The organism is Pseudomonas sp. AN-B15 (assembly GCF_019056475.1).
GTDB lineage: Bacteria > Pseudomonadota > Gammaproteobacteria > Pseudomonadales > Pseudomonadaceae > Aquipseudomonas > Aquipseudomonas parakoreensis.
Map to the genome: position 1 here is coordinate 5,364,355 of NZ_CP049737.1, position 17,560 is coordinate 5,381,914.

The following is a 17,560-nucleotide window of genomic DNA, read 5'->3' on the forward strand; positions in this document are numbered from 1 at the left end:
GATGGAAAAACCGCCTGTGGACCCGCAAAACCCGTGGCTGGAGTTGCGCCGCCTGACCCCGGCGCGCATTGCCTTGGGCCGTACCGGCACCAGCCTGCCAACCCGCGCCCAGCTGGATTTCCAGTTCGCCCACGCTCAGGCGCGGGATGCGGTGCATCTGCCGTTCGATCATGCCGGGCTCAGTGCGCAGCTGAGCGAACGCGGGCGCGACAGTTTATTGCTGCACAGCGCGGCGACTGATCGCAACAGCTACCTGCAACGTCCGGATCTGGGGCGCAAGCTCAGCGACACCTCGGCGCAGGCCCTGCATGAGCACGCGCAGGCCAATCCCGGCGGGGTCGACGTGGCGATTGTGGTGGCGGACGGTTTGTCGGCGCTGGCGGTGCATCGCCATACCTTGCCGTTTCTGAGCCGTCTGGAGGAGCAGATGAGCACCGACGGCTGGTCACTTGCCCCCGTGGTGCTGGTGGAACAGGGTCGAGTGGCCATCGGTGACGAGATCGGTCAGTTGCTGGGCGCAAAAATGGTCGTGATGCTGATCGGCGAGCGTCCGGGCCTCAGCTCGCCCGACAGCCTCGGTGTGTATTTCACCTACAATCCAAAAGTCGGGCTGACCGATGCCTACCGCAATTGCATCTCCAATGTGCGGCTTGAGGGCTTGAGCTATGGCATGGCGGCGCATCGCTTGTTGTATCTGATGCGCGAAGCCTGTCGGCGGCAGCTGTCGGGTGTCAACCTGAAGGATGAAGCGCAAGTACAGACGCTGGAGTCGGACACCGGTGCGGACATGAAGGGAAACTTCCTGCTTGATCCACCCACAACCTGAACCGTTTCCGCATTGCGTTTCTGCGCTGCTTTAAGGCAGGATCGAAGCACGGCCGCAGGGTTTCCCATCGCCGTCAGAGCAGTTGAAGACAGCCACTTGAAGACGAGACCTATCATGCGGATTATTCAAGCGACCCTCGAACACCTGGATTTGCTGACCCCGTTGTTCGTCAAGTATCGCGAGTTCTACGGTTCCCTGCCTTACCCGGATTCCTCCCGCGCGTTTCTCGAAAAGCGCCTGCGACGCAAGGAATCGGTGATTTATCTGGCCCTGGCCGATGATGACGACAAGAAACTGATGGGGTTCTGCCAGCTGTATCCAAGTTTCTCCTCGCTGTCGCTCAAGCGCGTGTGGATTCTCAACGACATCTATGTCGCCGAAGATGCCCGCCGCCAGCTGGTGGCCGACAACCTGATCCGCACCGCGAAGAAAATGGCCAAGGAAACCCAGGCCGTGCGCATGCGCGTGTCCACCAGTGCTGACAATGAGGTGGCGCAGAAGACCTACGAATCCATTGGCTTCAAGGAAGACACCGAGTTCAAGAACTACGTGTTGCCGATCAGCGACGAGCTCTGAAATCAAAAGATCGCAGCCTTCGGCAGCTCCTGCAGGGATCACGCATTCCAAAGGTAGGAGCTGCCGCAGGCTGCGATCTTTTGATCTTTTATCAAACCCGAAGTCTGCCTGACATTTATTCACCCCCCGACATCCCTCGCTACAAAACCAACGCGCTTTTCACCTCTCAGACCGTATAATCCCGAGCTTTCCGGCTTGTAAGAAAAACTACACCCCGCTGTAGGCTTACACCCGAATCATCCGCACAGGCCTGCCGAGTCGGGCCGTCACCACAGGTGCCCCCATGGATTTCAACCCGCTCGACCTTATCCTGCATCTCGATGTGTACCTCGATTTGCTGGTGACCAACTACGGGCCGTGGATCTACGCGATTCTGTTCGCTGTCATCTTCTGTGAAACCGGTCTGGTGGTGATGCCGTTCCTGCCGGGTGATTCGCTGCTGTTCATCGCCGGTGCCGTGGCGGCGGGCGGTGGCATGGATCCGGTGCTATTGGGCGGTCTGTTGATGCTCGCGGCGATCCTCGGCGACAGCACCAACTACGTGATTGGCCGAACGGCGGGCGAAAAACTGTTCAGCAACCCGAATTCGAAAATCTTCCGTCGCGATTACCTGCAAAAAACCCACGATTTCTACGACAGGCACGGCGGCAAAACCGTGACCCTGGCGCGCTTCCTGCCGATCATCCGCACGTTTGCACCGTTCGTCGCCGGCGTCGGGAAAATGCCTTATCCGCGTTTCTTCGCGTTCAGCGTGTTCGGCACCGTGCTGTGGGTCGGCGGTCTGGTGACCCTGGGTTATTTCTTCGGCAACGTGCCGTTCATCAAAAAGAACCTGTCGCTGCTGGTGGTGGCCATCATCCTGCTGTCGCTGGTACCGATGATCATCGGTGTGGTGCGCAGCCGTTTCGGCGGCGCCAAAGTCGAAACCCACTGATCCGATGTGGTCACTGAGCGCCTGGCGTCGCCGGCGCATTCTGGCCAGGCACCCGATTGCCGACGAGATGTGGCAACGGGTGCGCCATCACCTGAGTTTTCTCGACGGCATCAGCGCCGCCGAAGACCAGTGGTTGCGTGAAGCCTGCGTCCTGTTCCTCGAAGAAAAACACCTGACCGCCCTGCCCGGTGTCGAACTGCATCAGGAACAACGCCTGTTGCTCGCCGCCCAGGCCCAATTGCCGCTGCTCAATCTCGGCGACTTGAACTGGTATCAGGGTTTCCACGAAATCGTCCTTTATCCCGATGACTTTCTCAGCCCGCAACGGCATCGCGATGCCAGCGGTGTCGAGCACGAGTGGGACGGTGAACACAGCGGCGAAGCCTGGCAACAGGGCCCGATCATCCTCGCCTGGCCGGGGGTGATGGCCAGTGGTGGCTGGGAAGGCTACAACCTGGTGATCCACGAACTGGCGCACAAACTCGACATGCTCAACGGCGACGCCAACGGCCTGCCGCCGCTGCACGCCGACATGCGCGTCAGCGACTGGGCCGAGGTCATGCAACACGCCTACGATGACCTCAACCGCCAGCTCGACCGCAACCCCGACGCCGAAACCGCCATCGACCCGTACGCCGCCGAAAACCCGGCGGAGTTTTTCGCGGTCACCAGCGAATACTTTTTCAGCGCCCCGGATCTGCTGCACGCGGCTTATCCACAGGTCTACTTGCAACTGCAGCTTTTCTACCGGCAGGATCCGTTGGGCAGGCTGCGGCAACTTCAGGCCACAGACCCGGTCTATCAGGCGCACGCGTAAGCGCTGCACGACTTCTGGTACGTGGCGTCGGCGTAGGAATATGCCTATAATCGCCGCCACTTTTTGGTCAATCCGGCCAAGTGTTTTTGGTCAACTACGGGGGCAACGCCCAATGAGCTACAGCAAGATTCCGGCTGGCAAAGACCTGCCGAACGACATCTACGTCGCGATCGAGATCCCGGCCAACCACGCGCCGATCAAATACGAAATCGACAAAGACAGCGATTGCCTGTTCGTTGACCGTTTCATGGCCACCCCAATGTTCTACCCGGCCAACTACGGTTACATCCCGAACACCCTGGCTGACGACGGTGACCCCCTCGACGTGCTGGTTGTGACCCCTTACCCGGTTGCTCCAGGCTCGGTGATCCGCGCGCGCCCAGTCGGCATCCTGAACATGACCGACGACGGCGGCGGCGATGCCAAAGTCATCGCAGTGCCACACGACAAGCTGTCCCAGCTGTACGTCGACGTGAAGGAATACACCGACCTGCCACCGCTGCTGATCCAGCAGATCGAGCACTTCTTCGCGAACTACAAAGATCTCGAAAAAGGCAAGTGGGTCAAGATCGAAGGCTGGGCTGGCGCTGACGCCGCTCGCGAAGCGATCACCAAGTCGGTTGCTGCCTACAAGGGCTAAGCACCTGCTGACTGCAAGATGCCTGAAGAAAACCCCGGTTGATCCGGGGTTTTTTGTGCCTGAGCAATGGCGTTTTAAACAGTGTGTTTATCACGGACTACAGAAAAGTTTCGATGTGAGTGATTTCCCACAAGCACGTCTTACATCCAGTCGCAAAATACAGCCTTTTTTTGAACACCCGGTTTATTCAAACCGCTCTGGCACGGCCGTAGACTCGGTGTTTATGAGAAAGAACACTAGCGGTCCAAGATTCAAGGCACTCCTGGAAGCAGCGAACATCACCACCACGGGATTCGCAAAGTTCTGGGGCACGGAAGCCCAAAACATTCATAACTGGTACACCCGGGGTGTCCCGGCGTATCGCATGGAGGAAGTCTCGCGCCTGCTCTCGGTCAACAGCGAGTGGCTGAAGACCGGCGAAGGCAGCAAGGAGTTACCGCGCCTGCAGACGCCTGCCAGCAACGGCGACACCTTTGATGCCGAGGCCATCTGCGGCGTCTACACCGTCATAGACCCCAGGGACATCGAACTGCCGTTTTTCAAGGAAACGCCGATCACCAACGGCGCCGGCAAAACCCACGTCATCCTCGACCCCGAACAAACCATCCGCCTGCCCCGCGCCCACCTCGATCAACTGGAAATCCGCCACACCGACGCCATCTGCGCACACATGATCGGCAACAGCATGGCCGAGCGCATCGAAGACGGCTCTATCGTCGGCATCGACCGCGGCCTGACCCAAGTCGTCGATGGCGAAATCTACGCCATCGAACACGACGGCATGCTGCGCATCAAATACCTGCACCGTATGCCCGGCAACGCCCTGCGCCTGCGCAGCCATAACAGCGCCGAACACCCGGACGAAATCTTTCGCGCCGCGCAGATCGAAGAGCAACGAATCCATATCCTGGGCTGGGTATTCTGGTGGTCGACCCTGGGCAAACGCCGGCCGGTGGTGCCGTTTCTCTGATCGGATACGGACCTTCGACCCTGCACCAACACCTGTGGGCGCGAGCCTGCTCGCGAAGAGGCCCCGAAAATCAGTACAAATTACGAATTTTGCCCCCCGCAGTGGCTCTATTCCGCACTTGAGGCTGGGAATCCCCGACAAAACTCAGTATCCTGCGCCCCACATTTGCGCATCGCCCCGCTCCCGCGGCCCAGATGACGCCTGACGCGGCAGACCAACGTCTGACCAAGTCCCACAGCCGGACGCAGATCCGGGTGTACGTTTTGAAGGCTGACGCGGTTTACCAAAAATAAACCAAGCCAGTCCCCGAGAAGCCGGCCACAAGCCGGCTTTTTAATGCCTGCCTGAAAGCCCCCCCCCCTCAGCGATTAGCGAGGTAGATCAACATTCCTTGCTGATCCAACTCTTCAGCCGATGGCAAATCAGACGGCAGCAGCTTGTTCTCGTGCATGAAATCAAGCTGCAGCACATTCCCCTTCAATACTTGATGCACTTGTGTTGCCTGACTGGCTAGGTCGATCAAACTGGCGCTGGCCTGCTGGTCGTAGTTTCCGGGAACGAAACGTCGCAATGGGTCGCTCAAAATCGCCGTAAGGGTCTTCCCAAACTCAGCGTGATCAGTGGTGAGTTTCTGAGCGACAGTGAGAGCAGCTTTTTTCTCACCCAGTTCCGACAGCGCCTGAATTCGCCCCTGCCCTGAAGCCAACCATGAGCGATAGCTCATCGAAAGCTCAAAGGCACGTAGATACTCCTTGTTATCGGCTGTGAGCTTGCGAACCACACCATGAAAATAATTCTGGCCAACAGCGCATTGAGTTTCAGCTGTGGATAACTTCTCATGAACAAGTTTGGGCGAAACGTAATGCTGAAGATCAGCCAGCGTATTCATCGCTGCACTCACAGGTGCAAAGTTGGCGATCCACTGCTTGTCATCAAACCACTTCTGATTTCCCTTTACCTCATTTACAGCATCGCCAATAACGGAAAGTTGCCGCTCAATTCCCTGTAGCTTTCGATAAATCATGGCAAAGCCAACAGCACTCACAACCAAGTTGGCGACCTGAAGTCCCATCAACACTTGGCCTTGCATCATCAACTTCGACAACTGCCCATTGAGCACTTCTGATGGCGGCTCAGTACTGACAGAATCACCCTCTCTCAACCAAGCAACGACCTTTTTCGTGACCTTATCCCGGATCACACCGCCGACACGCTCAAGCTCACCAGACTGAAGTCCAGCCGCGAGCCACTCCGGCACTTTAAATACAACGCTCAAATCAATCATCGAAAGCGTCCTCAAATACCGAGCTCATCTGAGCACACATCATTTTCTGCCTGAGCATCGCGATATGCAGAACGCAGGGCACAGTCACTCGGAACGCGGGGCCAGCCAAATCAATGGCAGTCCAGATGCCGGTGAGGATCCATCCGATTGGCCCCATGAAAACAGCTAAACCACGGCCGAGCGCCGCGCTAGCTGCACCACCGACGGCCAATGTGATGCCATAGCCCAAAAGCTGTTTGGCCATCGCACTGGCAATGATTGCCGACAATTGGTAGGTGACTACGCCTGCTGCCCTGGCTCCCAATAGAGTCAGGAGAGACGCGCCAGAGAGCAACGCACTCAGATCACTTTTACCAAGACCTGCCTCTTTGAGAATAGCTTCCATGTCCGCACGCTCTTGCCCTTCAGCTTTTTTCAGCGCGTCACGCAAAATTTTCTGAATCAGTTCTTCCTCGAGTTGAACCAGACTAAAGGAGTCGATTTCTTTTACGCCAAATTTGCTGGCTACATCCTTCACAACCTCATGGTATTCCGGCCCCTCGCTGCGGAAGAGATTGACGAAACTATTGCCTCCGAACAAACGGATCTCATTGAATATCAGACCGGTATAGCGTTGATGATTGGGGTTATGCGCTTTATAGAGTTCTTTCCCAGACAAGCTTTCGGTCGTACTGGCTTTAAGAATGTATTCGACCAGAGGTTTTAGATCCTCATTCGAAGCTTTTGCCATCACGTCTTTGGTTGAAATTGAAGTCATCGTGCAGCTCCTTTTAATCCTTTTAATCCATTTCTATAAATGCAGTGATGAGCCTTAAGCTACGCGGGCACCTGCCTCAATCTTTTGAAGCGCCGCAAACAACTCATCCACCTGTTTTGAGTCGAACAAGTCATCTGGCCCTTTAGGGGTGATATCGGTGAACGGCGATTTATAGAGCAGATTCGCATCCATCGCCCCATGTTCCGTGAGGTGCTGTATCACCAAATTGCTGAACTCGATCTGGCTGGCATTCAGTGCTCTTCCTGCCAAAAACCCCGATAGCGCATCAGTTGCCGCGTCGCGATCCAATCCAACCAAGGAGCGAATGAACAGACCCAAGCCTTTAGCTTGTTCACGCGCTCGACTGATCTCGCCTGCACCCGCCCCGCTTTCAACCAACATCTGCTCAAGCGCTTCAAGATCCAGCGCAGTTAGCGGCTGATTCCGTCGCAGCTTCTGCAAGGACAAATGGTCCTGATGCGCCCTCAGAAACGCACGGGCCTTGTCACGAAAACGCTCGAAACTTGCCGGGTTCACCATCGAAGGCATGATCACTTCGTCGATTTGGCCCAGCTCATCTTCAAAATCGGTATAGACGCGAACACCTCGTCCCTTTTCCAGCAACTTGATCAAGCTCCGTAGTTTGCGACGTGCCTGCTCGAGCATAGAAACCGTTACGTCTTCCCACCATTCCTGACTCGCCACGGCCTCGACCATCAGCAAATGCTCAGCAATTGCCGGGATGTTGCTTTGGCCCAACAGCGCCTCCGCCAGCTCCCGAACCTTTTCGCTCAAGTTGGCGAAGCCTGGCTCGGCATTGAGAACGCAAAGCTGCAGTCTCAGTAGCAAAAGGTCGAAACGTTTGGCTTCCTCATCCTCCTCCGCCAACTGAGTCGGTAGCCCGGACAGATGCTCGGCAAGCTCCTGCAGTTGGGTGTCACCGAGATCCTTCCAGATACTGGCAGCGGAGAACCGCTCAACCCAGTAACGCTTTGGTCGAACCACAAAGTTATCCAGCGTCATGGCAATGACTCGCTCGTGTAAACCACGGGCAATGTCATCACGCAGTTCATCGTCGCTATAGATGATGGAGTAGGTGCCGCAAGACTCTCTGGCATCAACACTCTTTCGGCGTCGATCCAGCGCCGCCAACACCTGCAAGCGCGCTTTGAACAAACGCTGCCCCAGTGGCTCGCTCAACGTGCCCTCAGTTGGCTCAGGGTTCTGATTGAAATATTCCAGGTTCTGGCAGAAATCAAAGATGAAGAAGTCCTCTTTGTCCTGATCTGGCCCGAACAAGTCATCGCACAATCGCGTACCACGTCCAACCATTTGCCAGAACTTGGCTTTAGAGCGAACGATCTTGAAGAACACCAGATTGACCACTTCCGGCACATCAATCCCGGTGTCGAGCATGTCCACCGAAATGGCAATGTGCGGCGCTTTGTCCTTGATCGAGAAGTCATCGATCAAGGACTGTGCGTAATCGGTTTTGTAAGTCACCACCCGAGCGAAAGCACCCTTCTTGTCCGGATAGCTCGCGTCGAACCGCTCGGCGATGAACTCAGCATGTGCGTTGTTCTTGGCGAAAATAATGGTCTTGCCCAACCGATCGCCGCCCGCCACTTTGTGGCCGCGCTCCATCAGTGTCTGCAGCACCTTGTCGACCGTGTCGGTGTTGAACAACCAACGGTTGACCGCATCAGCGCTGACCTCGTCCGGAACTTCTTGCTCTTCGCCCCATTCGAGTTCGTCCCACTGGTCTTTCTCTTCTTCAGACAGTTCGTCGTAGCTGATCCCTTCGCGCTGGAATTTCAGCGGCACCGAAACACCACGCGGTTTGACCAGATAACCCTCGGCAATCGCATCATCCAAAGTGTAGGCATCGGTCGGGACGCCACTTTCAAGGTTGAACAGGCTGTATGTGTTCCGATCGATTTCGTCTTTAGGCGTCGCGGTCAGGCCAACCAGCAACGCATCGAAGTAGGAAAAGATCGCGCCGTACTTTTGATAAACCGAACGGTGCGCCTCATCGATGATGATCAGATCGAAATGACCGACACCGAAGCGCCGCTGCCCTTCCTGCTTTTCATCGATCAGGCCCATCATCGTTGGGTAGGTCGAGACGTAGACGCGGCCCTCGGTGTTTTTCTCGGTCACCAGATTGACCGGCGCCGCGTTGGGCAAAAACTTTTTGAAAGCATTCGCAGCCTGATTGACCAAAGCCACGCGATCGGCCAGAAACAGAATGCGTTTGGCCCAGTTACAGCGCATCAGCAAATCGCTCAAAGCGATGACTGTCCGGGTCTTGCCGGCCCCAGTCGCCATAACCACCAACGCTTTGCGCTGGTGATCCTGCTCGAAGGTCTCACCGATACGGCGAATGGCCCGTTGCTGGTAGTGCCGCTCGACAATAAGCGGATCAATTGACGCCTCGCCCAATTTCTTGCGGCTGCTGCGACGCTGAATCAGCAGCGCCAATTCCGCCTTCTTGTGGAAGCCCTGAATGAGGCGTGGCGGGTAAAGCAAGTCATCCCACAGCCAATGTTCGTAGCCATTGGTGAAATAGATCAGTGGGCGCTGGCCGAACATCGCCTCCAGGCAATCGGCGTACAACTTGGCCTGCTGCTGGCCCTTGCGGGCATCGTGCTGCGTTCGCTTGGCTTCTATCAACGCCAGCGGCTTGCCGTCGTCGCCCCACAGCACATAATCGACAAAACCTTGTTCTTTACTATTCGGCATGCCCGCGACTTCAAACTCACGATCACGGGCGGCATTCAGTGGCCAGCCTGCCTCGTGCAGCAACTGATCGATAAATAGGTCACGGGTTTGTGCTTCGTTGTAATCGTGGTTATCGGGCTGACTGGCGTTCGCGGCTTTGGCAGCGGCCACATCAGCACGTAACTGAGCCAGTTCTTGATCCAGCGCGGCGTTTTTCTTCTGTGCTTGCGCCAGCGCGGCGTCTCGTTGAGCGAGTTCGCGTTCAAGCTTTTGCAGTTGCGCCTGAGTTTGCGTGGCAGCGATTTGCGGCGGTTTGGGCAATAACGCCGAGTCGAACTTCAGCGCGCCATCCGGTTTGCCCGCTGCGCTGCGTGCGTAATGCCGCCCCAACCAATAGGCCACATGAAACAGTTCGCTGAGCACTGCTTTGGCGTCTTGCTCGCGCACTTGCCGGGCGCTGTGCACGGCATCGTTACCGCGCTTGCGGATGACTTCCATTTTGGCGTGGAGCATCGGCCCGGTCAGGGTCTTGAACGTTGGCTCAAACAGGAACGCCGACAGGTCGCTTTTGTACGGCAGCTTCAGGCTGCGATCAGCCTGGAACAGCCACGCCACCAACAACTCCAGCGTGCGCCGGGCGTAGAAGCAGGACGTACGTGGATCCGCCAGCACATTGGCTTCAGCCTTCAGCGCCTCGGCATGCAGCCCGGGCCATTCAGCGCGCAAGAAGGCAAAGTTACTCATATCAACGTCCTTGAAATATGGCGGCAACGTCCAGCCGATCGGTCAGGTAGGGAGTGAATCCGGTGAATAGGATACAAAGTGCCAGCATATCGCGCATCTCTATATTGCCTTCCACGCTACCGGGCTTACCGCCATGGCGGATGCCGGGATAGTCGCAGGTGAAACCATAGAGGCTTTTCAGCGCTTGGCGAACCTTGGCGTGAGGCCAATGCGGGAGCTGATCGCAGATGCTCGACAGTGCGTATTCATTGACCTGCGGATTATTGCGACCTAGGGCTTCCAGCAGATTGATCTGTTTCTGCAGGCAGGTTTTGATCCGCCCTTCTCCGCCCCTGTCGTGCAGGTCGCGAAAGGCTTCGTCGAAATCCCTTTGCAGGGTATGCAGGTGCGGATGCTCGGCGTTGCTGTTGCGCAGGCCTTGAACCAGATTGGCGAACAGGCCGGGGACGGTCGGGTACAACCGACAGGGGCGGCGCAGTTCGTAGTTGAGGTTGTAGGTGTCGATGAAGTTGGCGAGGCGATTGAAATACGCATTGGCCAGTGCGTCACCGGCCAGTTCGTCGAGTACTTCGTAGGCGGTTTGCAGGAAGCTAAGCAGGGACGATTCGTCGATCAGGTCATCGGCGCTGATCTGCCGGAAGGCTCGAACGCTCTGAGGCGGGTCGTCGATGATCTCGGCCAGAGCGGCCATGGATGGGGGCGTTTTTAAGGTTGGCACCAACGCCCGGTACAACTCGCAGAACAGATCGGCAGGCGCCGATCCGTGCCGCGCCAAGGGGCTCCAGAGCTCGCGCCAGGTTCGGGACCAGACGGGAAGCAGGGAGCCGCGCATAGGTTAGAGTTCGCCTCGGAAGGCGCGATGCTGAAGAGACGAACACAGTGATTCCAATTCATTTAAGTGCTGAAGATAACGTTTTTTTAAACTGTCTATTTTCTCCCAACGATTAGCAAATTCATTCTGCAACTCTAACGGCGGCATAGGAATTTCAGCCATCTTCAAGGAGCCCACATTCAAATGCTGCTGAATCTGACCTCTAGCCTGCCCCAAAACCAAACTACGCCCGGCACTAGAATTAAAGAAAAAACTCAAATATCTGGAGTTAACTTTATTTTTATCCGGAGTAACAATAAGTATATCTATCGCGTTCACCCCATCTAAGCTTGAGGGAATAACAGTCGCAGTGCCTGGCCGCCCGGTCCTAACAAGTACCACATCGCCCTGCCAAACCCTAGTCTTACTCAGCTTCTCATTGTCCAACTCAGAAAAATAAACCAGATCATTTAACATCAACCCATCAGGCTTAATATTCAAAGAACGCAAAGCAGGGACCCCGCCATCCGTATAATATGACGATGGCTGAACTACGATACCCACAGTTACACGACTACATACGTTTTTGCATAACTGCACTGGCCAATTGAAAGGGTTCGATAAAGAATCACCAAACATTTTGACAAAAGTAGTGCGAGCCAGCTCATCGAGTTTTTCAATCGAAGTTGCACGCTTTGAACGCAAAAGTTCGGCATGATCCAAAATCTTAGAAATCCGCCATTGCTCCCGCATCGAAAAAATCGGGACTTGGAGCTTTTGCAAATCACTCTTTCTAATCGCAGGAACAGTTGTAGATGGCGCCAAAGAATAAAAATTTACAGACTTCAAGTAATGATAAAGATATTTAAAATAAATTCGCTCATTGGGAATAGCCGCCATAGCGTTATTATCAACCAACATCTCACAACCGGAAAGAACTCGGAAATTCTGTCGTATTGCCTCTCCAATCTTTGCAAACAGTATACTTTCCTTTGGAACAACCTTCGCACCAAGAGTTACAAGATCACTAGCATCAACATAATTTTCAGACGAGGATATATATATTTCTCCAGAGCGGGCAGCCCGCGATATATCTCCAACCTTGGCAAATGGATAATCGCCTGCAACCTTCCCTTGCAATGCGATTGGAAATCCAACTCCAGCTCTTAGCTCCGCCACATCACCAAGTTGCACCCAATTCATATCATTCAAGCTAACATCCCCCGAAGACTTTTCATCTCCTGTTGGATCTCACTCTCCAACCCTTCCAACTCAACAAGTATATCCTGCGGTGCACGATGCTCAATTCTCTCATGAATAACTTTTTTATAGCGGCTAATGCTCAAATCATAACCCTGTTCAACAATCTCGGATTTAGGCACACAGAAACTTTGCGCCGTACGCGGTCGTTCAAGCTCCGCTCTGTCGCGTTGATGCCAATGTGCAAGCGTATCAGGAAGGTTATTCTTTGCGTGTTCCTCGTCACTCAAACCAATATCTGGGGTAACACCCAACTTATTTTCACTCAATAACGGCAAGCGCTTGTCATCTAGGCTCATTCCATCTGCTTGCAGATCGTAGAACCAAACGTGATCGGTGCCGCCAGAATTTGTTTTTGTAAAAAGTAAAATTGAAGTTGCAACGCCTGCATACGGCTTGAATACGCCACTCGGCAGCTTTACTACACCGTCTAACTTATGATCTTCAACAATCATACGGCGCAACTCCTTATGCGCTTTACTAGAGCCAAACATCACACCATCTGGCACAATTACTGCTGCACGACCACCAGGCTTTAGAAACCGTAAAAATAAAGCCAAAAACAACAATTCAGTCTTTTTGGTTTTAACAATCTTCTGCAAATCCTTCGCCGTACTTTCATAATCCAGACTCCCCGCAAACGGCGGGTTCGCCAGAATCAAGCTGTAATGCTCAGCCTCCCCCGCGGTATTCTCCGCCAGAGAATCGCGATAGCGAATATCTGGATTCTCCACCCCGTGCAACATCATGTTCATGCTGCCAATCCGCAACATGGTGTTGTCGAAGTCGAAGCCATGGAACATGCCATGGTGAAAGTGTTCACGCTGTGCAGCATCCAGCAGCAGGCTCGGATTCTTCTCACGCAAATATTCACCCGCCGCGACCAAAAAGCCGCAAGTACCGCTAGCCGGATCGCAGATTACGTCGTTCGGCTGCGGCGCGGTGAGTTCAACCATCAACTGAATGATGTGTCGTGGCGTGCGGAACTGACCGTTCTGCCCGGCGCTGGCGATTTTGCCGAGCATGTATTCGTAAACGTCGCCCTTGGTGTCGCGATCTTCCATCGGGATGTCGTCGAGCAAGTCCACCACTTTGGCCAGCAGCCCCGGCGTCGGAATGGTGAAGCGCGCATCACGCATGTGGTGGCTGTAGGTGGAGTCATCGCTGCCGATGGTTTTCAGGAACGGGAATACGTGATCGGCAATGACTTCAAACATGTCCGCCGGGGCCAGGTTCTTGAAGTGCGACCAGCGGTAATCGTTGTAATTGCAGCCCCGCGCGTCGAGGCCTTCAGGGAAGATGCGGCGCTCCATCGGCTGCTTCAGACGATTGGACTTGTTCTCTTCCAGGGTGTGCAACTCATCCAGACGACGCAGGAACAGCAAATAGGTCAGTTGCTCCATGACCTCCATCGGGTTGGAGATACCGCCCGACCAGAAGGCATTCCAGATAACGTCGATTTTGCTTTTGAGTTCGCCGGTGATCACCGTGTGTTGCTCCATAGCTCACGCGCCCGATCAGCAGGCGCTAAAAAGTGGGGGATGATAGCGTCTGGACAAAGCTTGCGTATGCCAGACGGCGGAATTTATTGCGCAGGGATGTTCTGTAGGACGAAACGTCTGTCGGATTGACATAAGGCCTAGGAGTGAACCGATACACAGCGGCTTACGTTTTCATAGCACCAGCGCTTACTCTCCAAGGCATCCTCAGCGAGCGTTAACTTATACTCGCCCGCCCATCAGTTCAAAAACACCATCAGCACAGGGATGCGCCATGTCCGTTCCAACCTACGATCAGTTCATTGAGCCGATCCTTCGCTTTCTCGCCACAAAACCCGAGGGGGCAATCGCTCGGGACGCTCAAGAAGCGGCAGCCAAAATGCTGCAACTAACAGAAGCGCAGCGTGAAGAGCTGATCGCGAGTGGTCAGGCCACCTACAAGAACCGATCAGGCTGGGCGCACGACCGTCTCAAGCGTGCCGGTCTTTCCAGCAGTGCCAAACGCGGCTACTGGAAATTGACCGATGCAGGCGTGCAGTACGCCAAGGAGCATGCATTTCCGCTGTCGGCCAAGGATGTGGAGCATTTAGCAATCGGCTACATGAATGTGAAGCTGAAAGTCGCGCCTGATGCCGAGCCACTCGATGACCAACCAAATGTGGAGCCAGATCTGGCCTCCGCCACCGAAAGCCCCGACGACCGACTGGAGCGAGCGCTAAAGGAATTGCGCGATGCCACGGCGGTCGACCTTTTGGATAACTTGCTGCAAGTCAGTCCCAACCGCTTCGAAGTGATCGTGCTGGATGTACTTCATCGCCTGGGTTACGGCGCCAGTCGTAATGATCTGCAACGTGTCGGCGGTTCCGGTGATGCCGGCATCGACGGCATTATTTCGCTCGATAAATTGGGGCTGGAGAAGGTTTACGTTCAGGCCAAGCGCTGGCAGAACACGGTTGGCCGGCCTGAACTGCAGGCGTTCTACGGAGCGCTCGCTGGGCAAAAAGCCAAGCGTGGCGTTTTCATCACTACGTCCGGCTTCACAGCGCACGCTGTCGACTTTGCCAAATCGGTGGACGGTATTGTGTTGGTAGACGGCACGCGGCTCGTGCATCTGATGATGGATCATGAGGTGGGCGTGACATCACGTTTGTTGCGGTTGCCGACGCTGGATCGCGATTATTTTGATGAGGAATGAGTTCAGTGGTGAGTCAATTTGGCCCGGTTATTCGATTCCTATATTGGGCTTGCCGTGAAAAGTGATGGCACATTAGAATCACGACAATTGTTCTACCAACCCCCACGGATCGAGGGTTACATCAGCACGGGGCGAGGCCGGGACTGAATTCAGTATAGGTTGATGTGCAGGTCAAGGAGACCACTATGTCGGACGTTAAAAGCATCAAGGATCAGAAGCTTCTCTACCATCTCACTTCAGTTGAAAACCTGGATGGGATTTTCAGGGATGGCTTGAAACCTCGCGCCGGCCTCTCGGGTTTCAAAGACGTCGCAGATGCTGAAATCCTGAAAAAGCGGCAGGCTCTGCAGCTCGACAACTACGTCCCCTTCCACTGGTTTGCGAAGAATCCATTTGACGGAAGCGTTCAGCGCAGTAGGCCAGAGGCACAATTTGTGTTGATCTCGGTCTACAGATCAACAGCCAAGCAATACGGCTGGAAAGTCATTCCACGCCACCCGTTAGCAGGCGACTCAATACAGCTACTTGATTACGAACAGGGTTTCGAAGCCATCGAGTGGAATGTCATGAGCAGTCGCGATTACCTAGACCCTCATTGCAAAAGCATCTGCATGGCAGAGTGTCTCGCACCGGGGGTTGTTAAACCTGATGCCTTCTTCAAAATCTTCACCCCCAGCGAAGAAGTTGATGCACTTTGCGTAGCTAAATTACAGGCGGCCGATGTTAATGTGCAGACCAGCGTAAACCAGAGAATGTTTTATCAATGATCTATACCAACCTGAATCCAGAGAAAGCTCTGATTTGGCGTATCGTCCATCGCGATAACCTGCCCTGGATTCTGGACAACGGTCTGCATTGTGCAAACTCGGAAGTACAGGCACCTCAGTACGTGAATATCGGCAACGTCGAATTGATCGACAAGCGCCGTACCCGTCAGGTGCCTATTGCGCCCGAAGGCGTTCTGGCCGACTACGTGCCCTTCTATTTCACACCTTTCTCGGTGATGATGCAGAACATTCACTCTGGGTGGAGTGTTCAGCAACGCAGCAACGACGAGATCGTGATTCTGGTCTCGAGCCTTTATCGCGTTGAAGAGCTTGGCCTACCGTTTGTCTTCACAAACGCACATGCTTACCCGAGTTGGACAAACTACTACAGCGATCTGGCGAATCTCGACCAGGTCGATTGGTCTATCCTTCAACGGCGCGACTTCAAGCGCGATCCTGACGACCCTCGCAAAATGGAGCGTTATCAGGCTGAGGCGCTGATCCACCATCATTTACCGATTACGGGACTACTGGGCATCATGTGCCACACCGATGCAATGAAAGTACGCATAGAAGCAGACGTTGCCGCCAGAGGCCTGACGTTGCCGGTTCATGCGCGCCCCACATGGTATTTCCAATGATCAGATTCACCCAAGGCAACCTGCTGGAAGCCAAAACCGAAGCCCTCGTCAACACGGTGAACACCGTTGGCGTGATGGGTAAGGGCATCGCGCTGATGTTCAAAGAGCGCTTTGCGCAGAATTACCGCGTGTATGCAGCGGCATGTAAGGCCGGGGAAGTAGAAACCGGCAAGATGCATGTGACGGCCACCAACGAACTCGATGGCCCCCGCTGGATCGTGAATTTCCCGACCAAGCGCCATTGGCGTTCTCCGTCGCAAATGGCGTGGATAACCGAAGGTTTGCATGACCTGCGACGGTTCCTGCTTGAAAACGATGTGAAGTCCGTTGCTGTTCCTCCGCTGGGCGCTGGTAACGGTGGTTTGAAGTGGCCCGAAGTGCGCGAGCAGATTGTAGAAGTGCTGGGTGACCTGGATGTCGATATATTAGTGTTCGAACCCTCCAATCAGTATCTGAATGTCGCTAAGCGCGATGGCGTTGAGCAGCTCACTCCGGCACGCGCACTGATTGCTGAACTGGTTCGGCGTTATTGGGTTCTGGGCATGGAATGCAGCCTGCTTGAAATTCAGAAACTGGCTTGGTTTCTTGAGCGTGCAATCGAGAAAACTCCAGATACCGAGAATCCGCTAAACCTCAAATTTGTCGCTCATAAATTCGGTCCGTATGCCAATCGATTGGAGCATCTGCTCAACAATCTGGATGGCAGCTATCTACATTGCGACAAGCGCATCAGTGATGCTGGAATCACCGATGTCATTTGGTTTGATCAAGATCGCAAAACGTTTTTGCAGACCTACCTCAAGACCGAAGCCAAGGAATACTCCCAGGCTTTAGAGCGAACGGCCGAATTGATCGATGGTTTTGAGTCACCTTTCGGCATGGAGTTGCTGGCGACCGTTGATTGGTTGCTGATTCGGGAAAGGATTGCTCCAACCATTCCTGCGGTACGTAAAGCAATGAAGAATTGGGACGGCGGAGCCGCAGCTGCGGTGCGTAAAAACAAGTTATTCGATGATCAGGCACTAGGCATTGCGATCGCTCGTCTGACATCCACCAGCTTCAGCCCGGAAATAGCGGCCTGACATCGTTATGAAATGGGGCAAGAAGTACTTGCCCC

Annotated in this window: 16 protein-coding genes; 10 read left to right on the forward strand and 6 right to left on the reverse strand. The window is 54.6% G+C overall.

Annotated elements, in window-relative coordinates:
- Position 1 precedes the first annotated feature (1 nt).
- From eutC to GTQ41_RS24310, 6 genes are all read left to right on the forward strand, one after another.
- The gene (eutC, locus tag GTQ41_RS24285) at positions 2 to 826 is read left to right on the forward strand and encodes an ethanolamine ammonia-lyase subunit EutC (RefSeq protein WP_047296920.1); all 825 of its coding nucleotides are present in this window, start codon (positions 2 to 4) and stop codon (positions 824 to 826) included.
- A gap of 114 nt (positions 827 to 940) precedes the next feature.
- Positions 941 to 1,402 (forward strand): N-acetyltransferase, encoded by a 462-nt coding sequence (locus GTQ41_RS24290; protein ID WP_007958617.1) that lies wholly within the window; start codon positions 941 to 943, stop codon positions 1,400 to 1,402.
- A 283-nt stretch (positions 1,403 to 1,685) separates the two neighbouring features.
- Positions 1,686 to 2,336, forward strand: coding sequence for a DedA family protein (locus GTQ41_RS24295; protein WP_041064947.1), 651 nt, complete (start codon positions 1,686 to 1,688; stop codon positions 2,334 to 2,336).
- Between the two features lie 4 nt (positions 2,337 to 2,340).
- The gene (locus tag GTQ41_RS24300) at positions 2,341 to 3,153 is read left to right on the forward strand and encodes a zinc-dependent peptidase (RefSeq protein WP_047296836.1); all 813 of its coding nucleotides are present in this window, start codon (positions 2,341 to 2,343) and stop codon (positions 3,151 to 3,153) included.
- A 112-nt stretch (positions 3,154 to 3,265) separates the two neighbouring features.
- On the forward strand, positions 3,266 to 3,793 hold the full coding sequence (gene ppa / locus GTQ41_RS24305) for an inorganic diphosphatase (RefSeq protein ID WP_003205933.1): 528 nt from the start codon (positions 3,266 to 3,268) through the stop codon (positions 3,791 to 3,793).
- A gap of 223 nt (positions 3,794 to 4,016) precedes the next feature.
- Complete coding sequence (locus GTQ41_RS24310) at positions 4,017 to 4,763, forward strand: helix-turn-helix transcriptional regulator (protein WP_047296837.1); 747 nt, start codon at positions 4,017 to 4,019, stop codon at positions 4,761 to 4,763.
- Between the two features lie 361 nt (positions 4,764 to 5,124).
- On the opposite strand, the gene GTQ41_RS24315 is transcribed toward GTQ41_RS24310, so the two are convergent.
- From GTQ41_RS24315 to GTQ41_RS24340, 6 genes are read right to left on the reverse strand one after another with little or no spacing between them, the layout of a single operon-like run.
- Entirely contained in the window at positions 5,125 to 6,048 is a 924-nt protein-coding gene (locus GTQ41_RS24315; RefSeq protein WP_047296838.1) for a hypothetical protein, read from the reverse strand.
- Complete coding sequence (locus GTQ41_RS24320; protein ID WP_047296839.1) at positions 6,041 to 6,805, reverse strand: YaaW family protein; 765 nt, start codon at positions 6,803 to 6,805, stop codon at positions 6,041 to 6,043. Before GTQ41_RS24320 ends, GTQ41_RS24315 begins: the two co-directional genes overlap by 8 nt.
- Before the next feature lie 54 nt (positions 6,806 to 6,859).
- Positions 6,860 to 10,270, reverse strand: coding sequence for a DEAD/DEAH box helicase family protein (locus GTQ41_RS24325; RefSeq protein WP_047296840.1), 3,411 nt, complete (start codon positions 10,268 to 10,270; stop codon positions 6,860 to 6,862).
- A 1-nt stretch (position 10,271) separates the two neighbouring features.
- Positions 10,272 to 11,102 (reverse strand): hypothetical protein, encoded by an 831-nt coding sequence (locus tag GTQ41_RS24330; RefSeq protein ID WP_047296841.1) that lies wholly within the window; start codon positions 11,100 to 11,102, stop codon positions 10,272 to 10,274.
- 3 nt (positions 11,103 to 11,105) lie between these two features.
- Positions 11,106 to 12,284, reverse strand: a complete 1,179-nt coding sequence (locus GTQ41_RS24335; protein WP_080963312.1) for a restriction endonuclease subunit S — start codon at positions 12,282 to 12,284, stop codon at positions 11,106 to 11,108.
- Between the two features lie 5 nt (positions 12,285 to 12,289).
- The gene (locus GTQ41_RS24340) at positions 12,290 to 13,828 is read right to left on the reverse strand and encodes a class I SAM-dependent DNA methyltransferase (RefSeq protein WP_217325370.1); all 1,539 of its coding nucleotides are present in this window, start codon (positions 13,826 to 13,828) and stop codon (positions 12,290 to 12,292) included.
- A gap of 286 nt (positions 13,829 to 14,114) precedes the next feature.
- Here GTQ41_RS24340 and GTQ41_RS24345 point away from each other — a divergent pair, with 286 nt between their 5' ends.
- From GTQ41_RS24345 to GTQ41_RS24360, 4 genes are all read left to right on the forward strand, one after another.
- Positions 14,115 to 15,035, forward strand: a complete 921-nt coding sequence (locus GTQ41_RS24345; RefSeq protein WP_047296842.1) for a restriction endonuclease — start codon at positions 14,115 to 14,117, stop codon at positions 15,033 to 15,035.
- Positions 15,036 to 15,220: 185 nt separating this feature from the next.
- Positions 15,221 to 15,802 carry a DarT ssDNA thymidine ADP-ribosyltransferase family protein gene (locus tag GTQ41_RS24350; protein WP_047296843.1) on the forward strand — a complete coding sequence of 194 codons (582 nt, stop codon included), beginning with the start codon at positions 15,221 to 15,223 and terminating at the stop codon, positions 15,800 to 15,802.
- Positions 15,799 to 16,443: a DUF4433 domain-containing protein gene (locus tag GTQ41_RS24355; RefSeq protein ID WP_047296844.1), complete on the forward strand. Its 645-nt coding sequence runs from the start codon at positions 15,799 to 15,801 to the stop codon at positions 16,441 to 16,443. The genes GTQ41_RS24350 and GTQ41_RS24355 overlap by 4 nt, the downstream gene beginning before the upstream one ends.
- The gene (locus GTQ41_RS24360; protein WP_047296845.1) at positions 16,440 to 17,525 is read left to right on the forward strand and encodes a macro domain-containing protein; all 1,086 of its coding nucleotides are present in this window, start codon (positions 16,440 to 16,442) and stop codon (positions 17,523 to 17,525) included. Before GTQ41_RS24355 ends, GTQ41_RS24360 begins: the two co-directional genes overlap by 4 nt.
- Positions 17,526 to 17,560: the final 35 nt, after the last annotated feature.

Excerpts from the sequence above, each read along its gene's own strand:
- eutC (WP_047296920.1), top strand. The coding sequence starts at position 2 with ATGGAAAAACCGCCTGTGGACCCGCAAAACCCGTGGCTGGAGTTGCGC.
- GTQ41_RS24290 (WP_007958617.1), top strand. The coding sequence starts at position 941 with ATGCGGATTATTCAAGCGACCCTCGAACACCTGGATTTGCTGACCCCG.
- GTQ41_RS24295 (WP_041064947.1), top strand. The coding sequence starts at position 1,686 with ATGGATTTCAACCCGCTCGACCTTATCCTGCATCTCGATGTGTACCTC.
- GTQ41_RS24300 (WP_047296836.1), top strand. The coding sequence starts at position 2,341 with ATGTGGTCACTGAGCGCCTGGCGTCGCCGGCGCATTCTGGCCAGGCAC.
- ppa (WP_003205933.1), top strand. The coding sequence starts at position 3,266 with ATGAGCTACAGCAAGATTCCGGCTGGCAAAGACCTGCCGAACGACATC.
- GTQ41_RS24310 (WP_047296837.1), top strand. The coding sequence starts at position 4,017 with ATGAGAAAGAACACTAGCGGTCCAAGATTCAAGGCACTCCTGGAAGCA.
- GTQ41_RS24315 (WP_047296838.1), bottom strand. The coding sequence starts at position 6,048 with ATGATTGATTTGAGCGTTGTATTTAAAGTGCCGGAGTGGCTCGCGGCT.
- GTQ41_RS24320 (WP_047296839.1), bottom strand. The coding sequence starts at position 6,805 with ATGACTTCAATTTCAACCAAAGACGTGATGGCAAAAGCTTCGAATGAG.
- GTQ41_RS24325 (WP_047296840.1), bottom strand. The coding sequence starts at position 10,270 with ATGAGTAACTTTGCCTTCTTGCGCGCTGAATGGCCCGGGCTGCATGCC.
- GTQ41_RS24330 (WP_047296841.1), bottom strand. The coding sequence starts at position 11,102 with ATGCGCGGCTCCCTGCTTCCCGTCTGGTCCCGAACCTGGCGCGAGCTC.
- GTQ41_RS24335 (WP_080963312.1), bottom strand. The coding sequence starts at position 12,284 with ATGAATTGGGTGCAACTTGGTGATGTGGCGGAGCTAAGAGCTGGAGTT.
- GTQ41_RS24345 (WP_047296842.1), top strand. The coding sequence starts at position 14,115 with ATGTCCGTTCCAACCTACGATCAGTTCATTGAGCCGATCCTTCGCTTT.
- GTQ41_RS24350 (WP_047296843.1), top strand. The coding sequence starts at position 15,221 with ATGTCGGACGTTAAAAGCATCAAGGATCAGAAGCTTCTCTACCATCTC.
- GTQ41_RS24355 (WP_047296844.1), top strand. The coding sequence starts at position 15,799 with ATGATCTATACCAACCTGAATCCAGAGAAAGCTCTGATTTGGCGTATC.
- GTQ41_RS24360 (WP_047296845.1), top strand. The coding sequence starts at position 16,440 with ATGATCAGATTCACCCAAGGCAACCTGCTGGAAGCCAAAACCGAAGCC.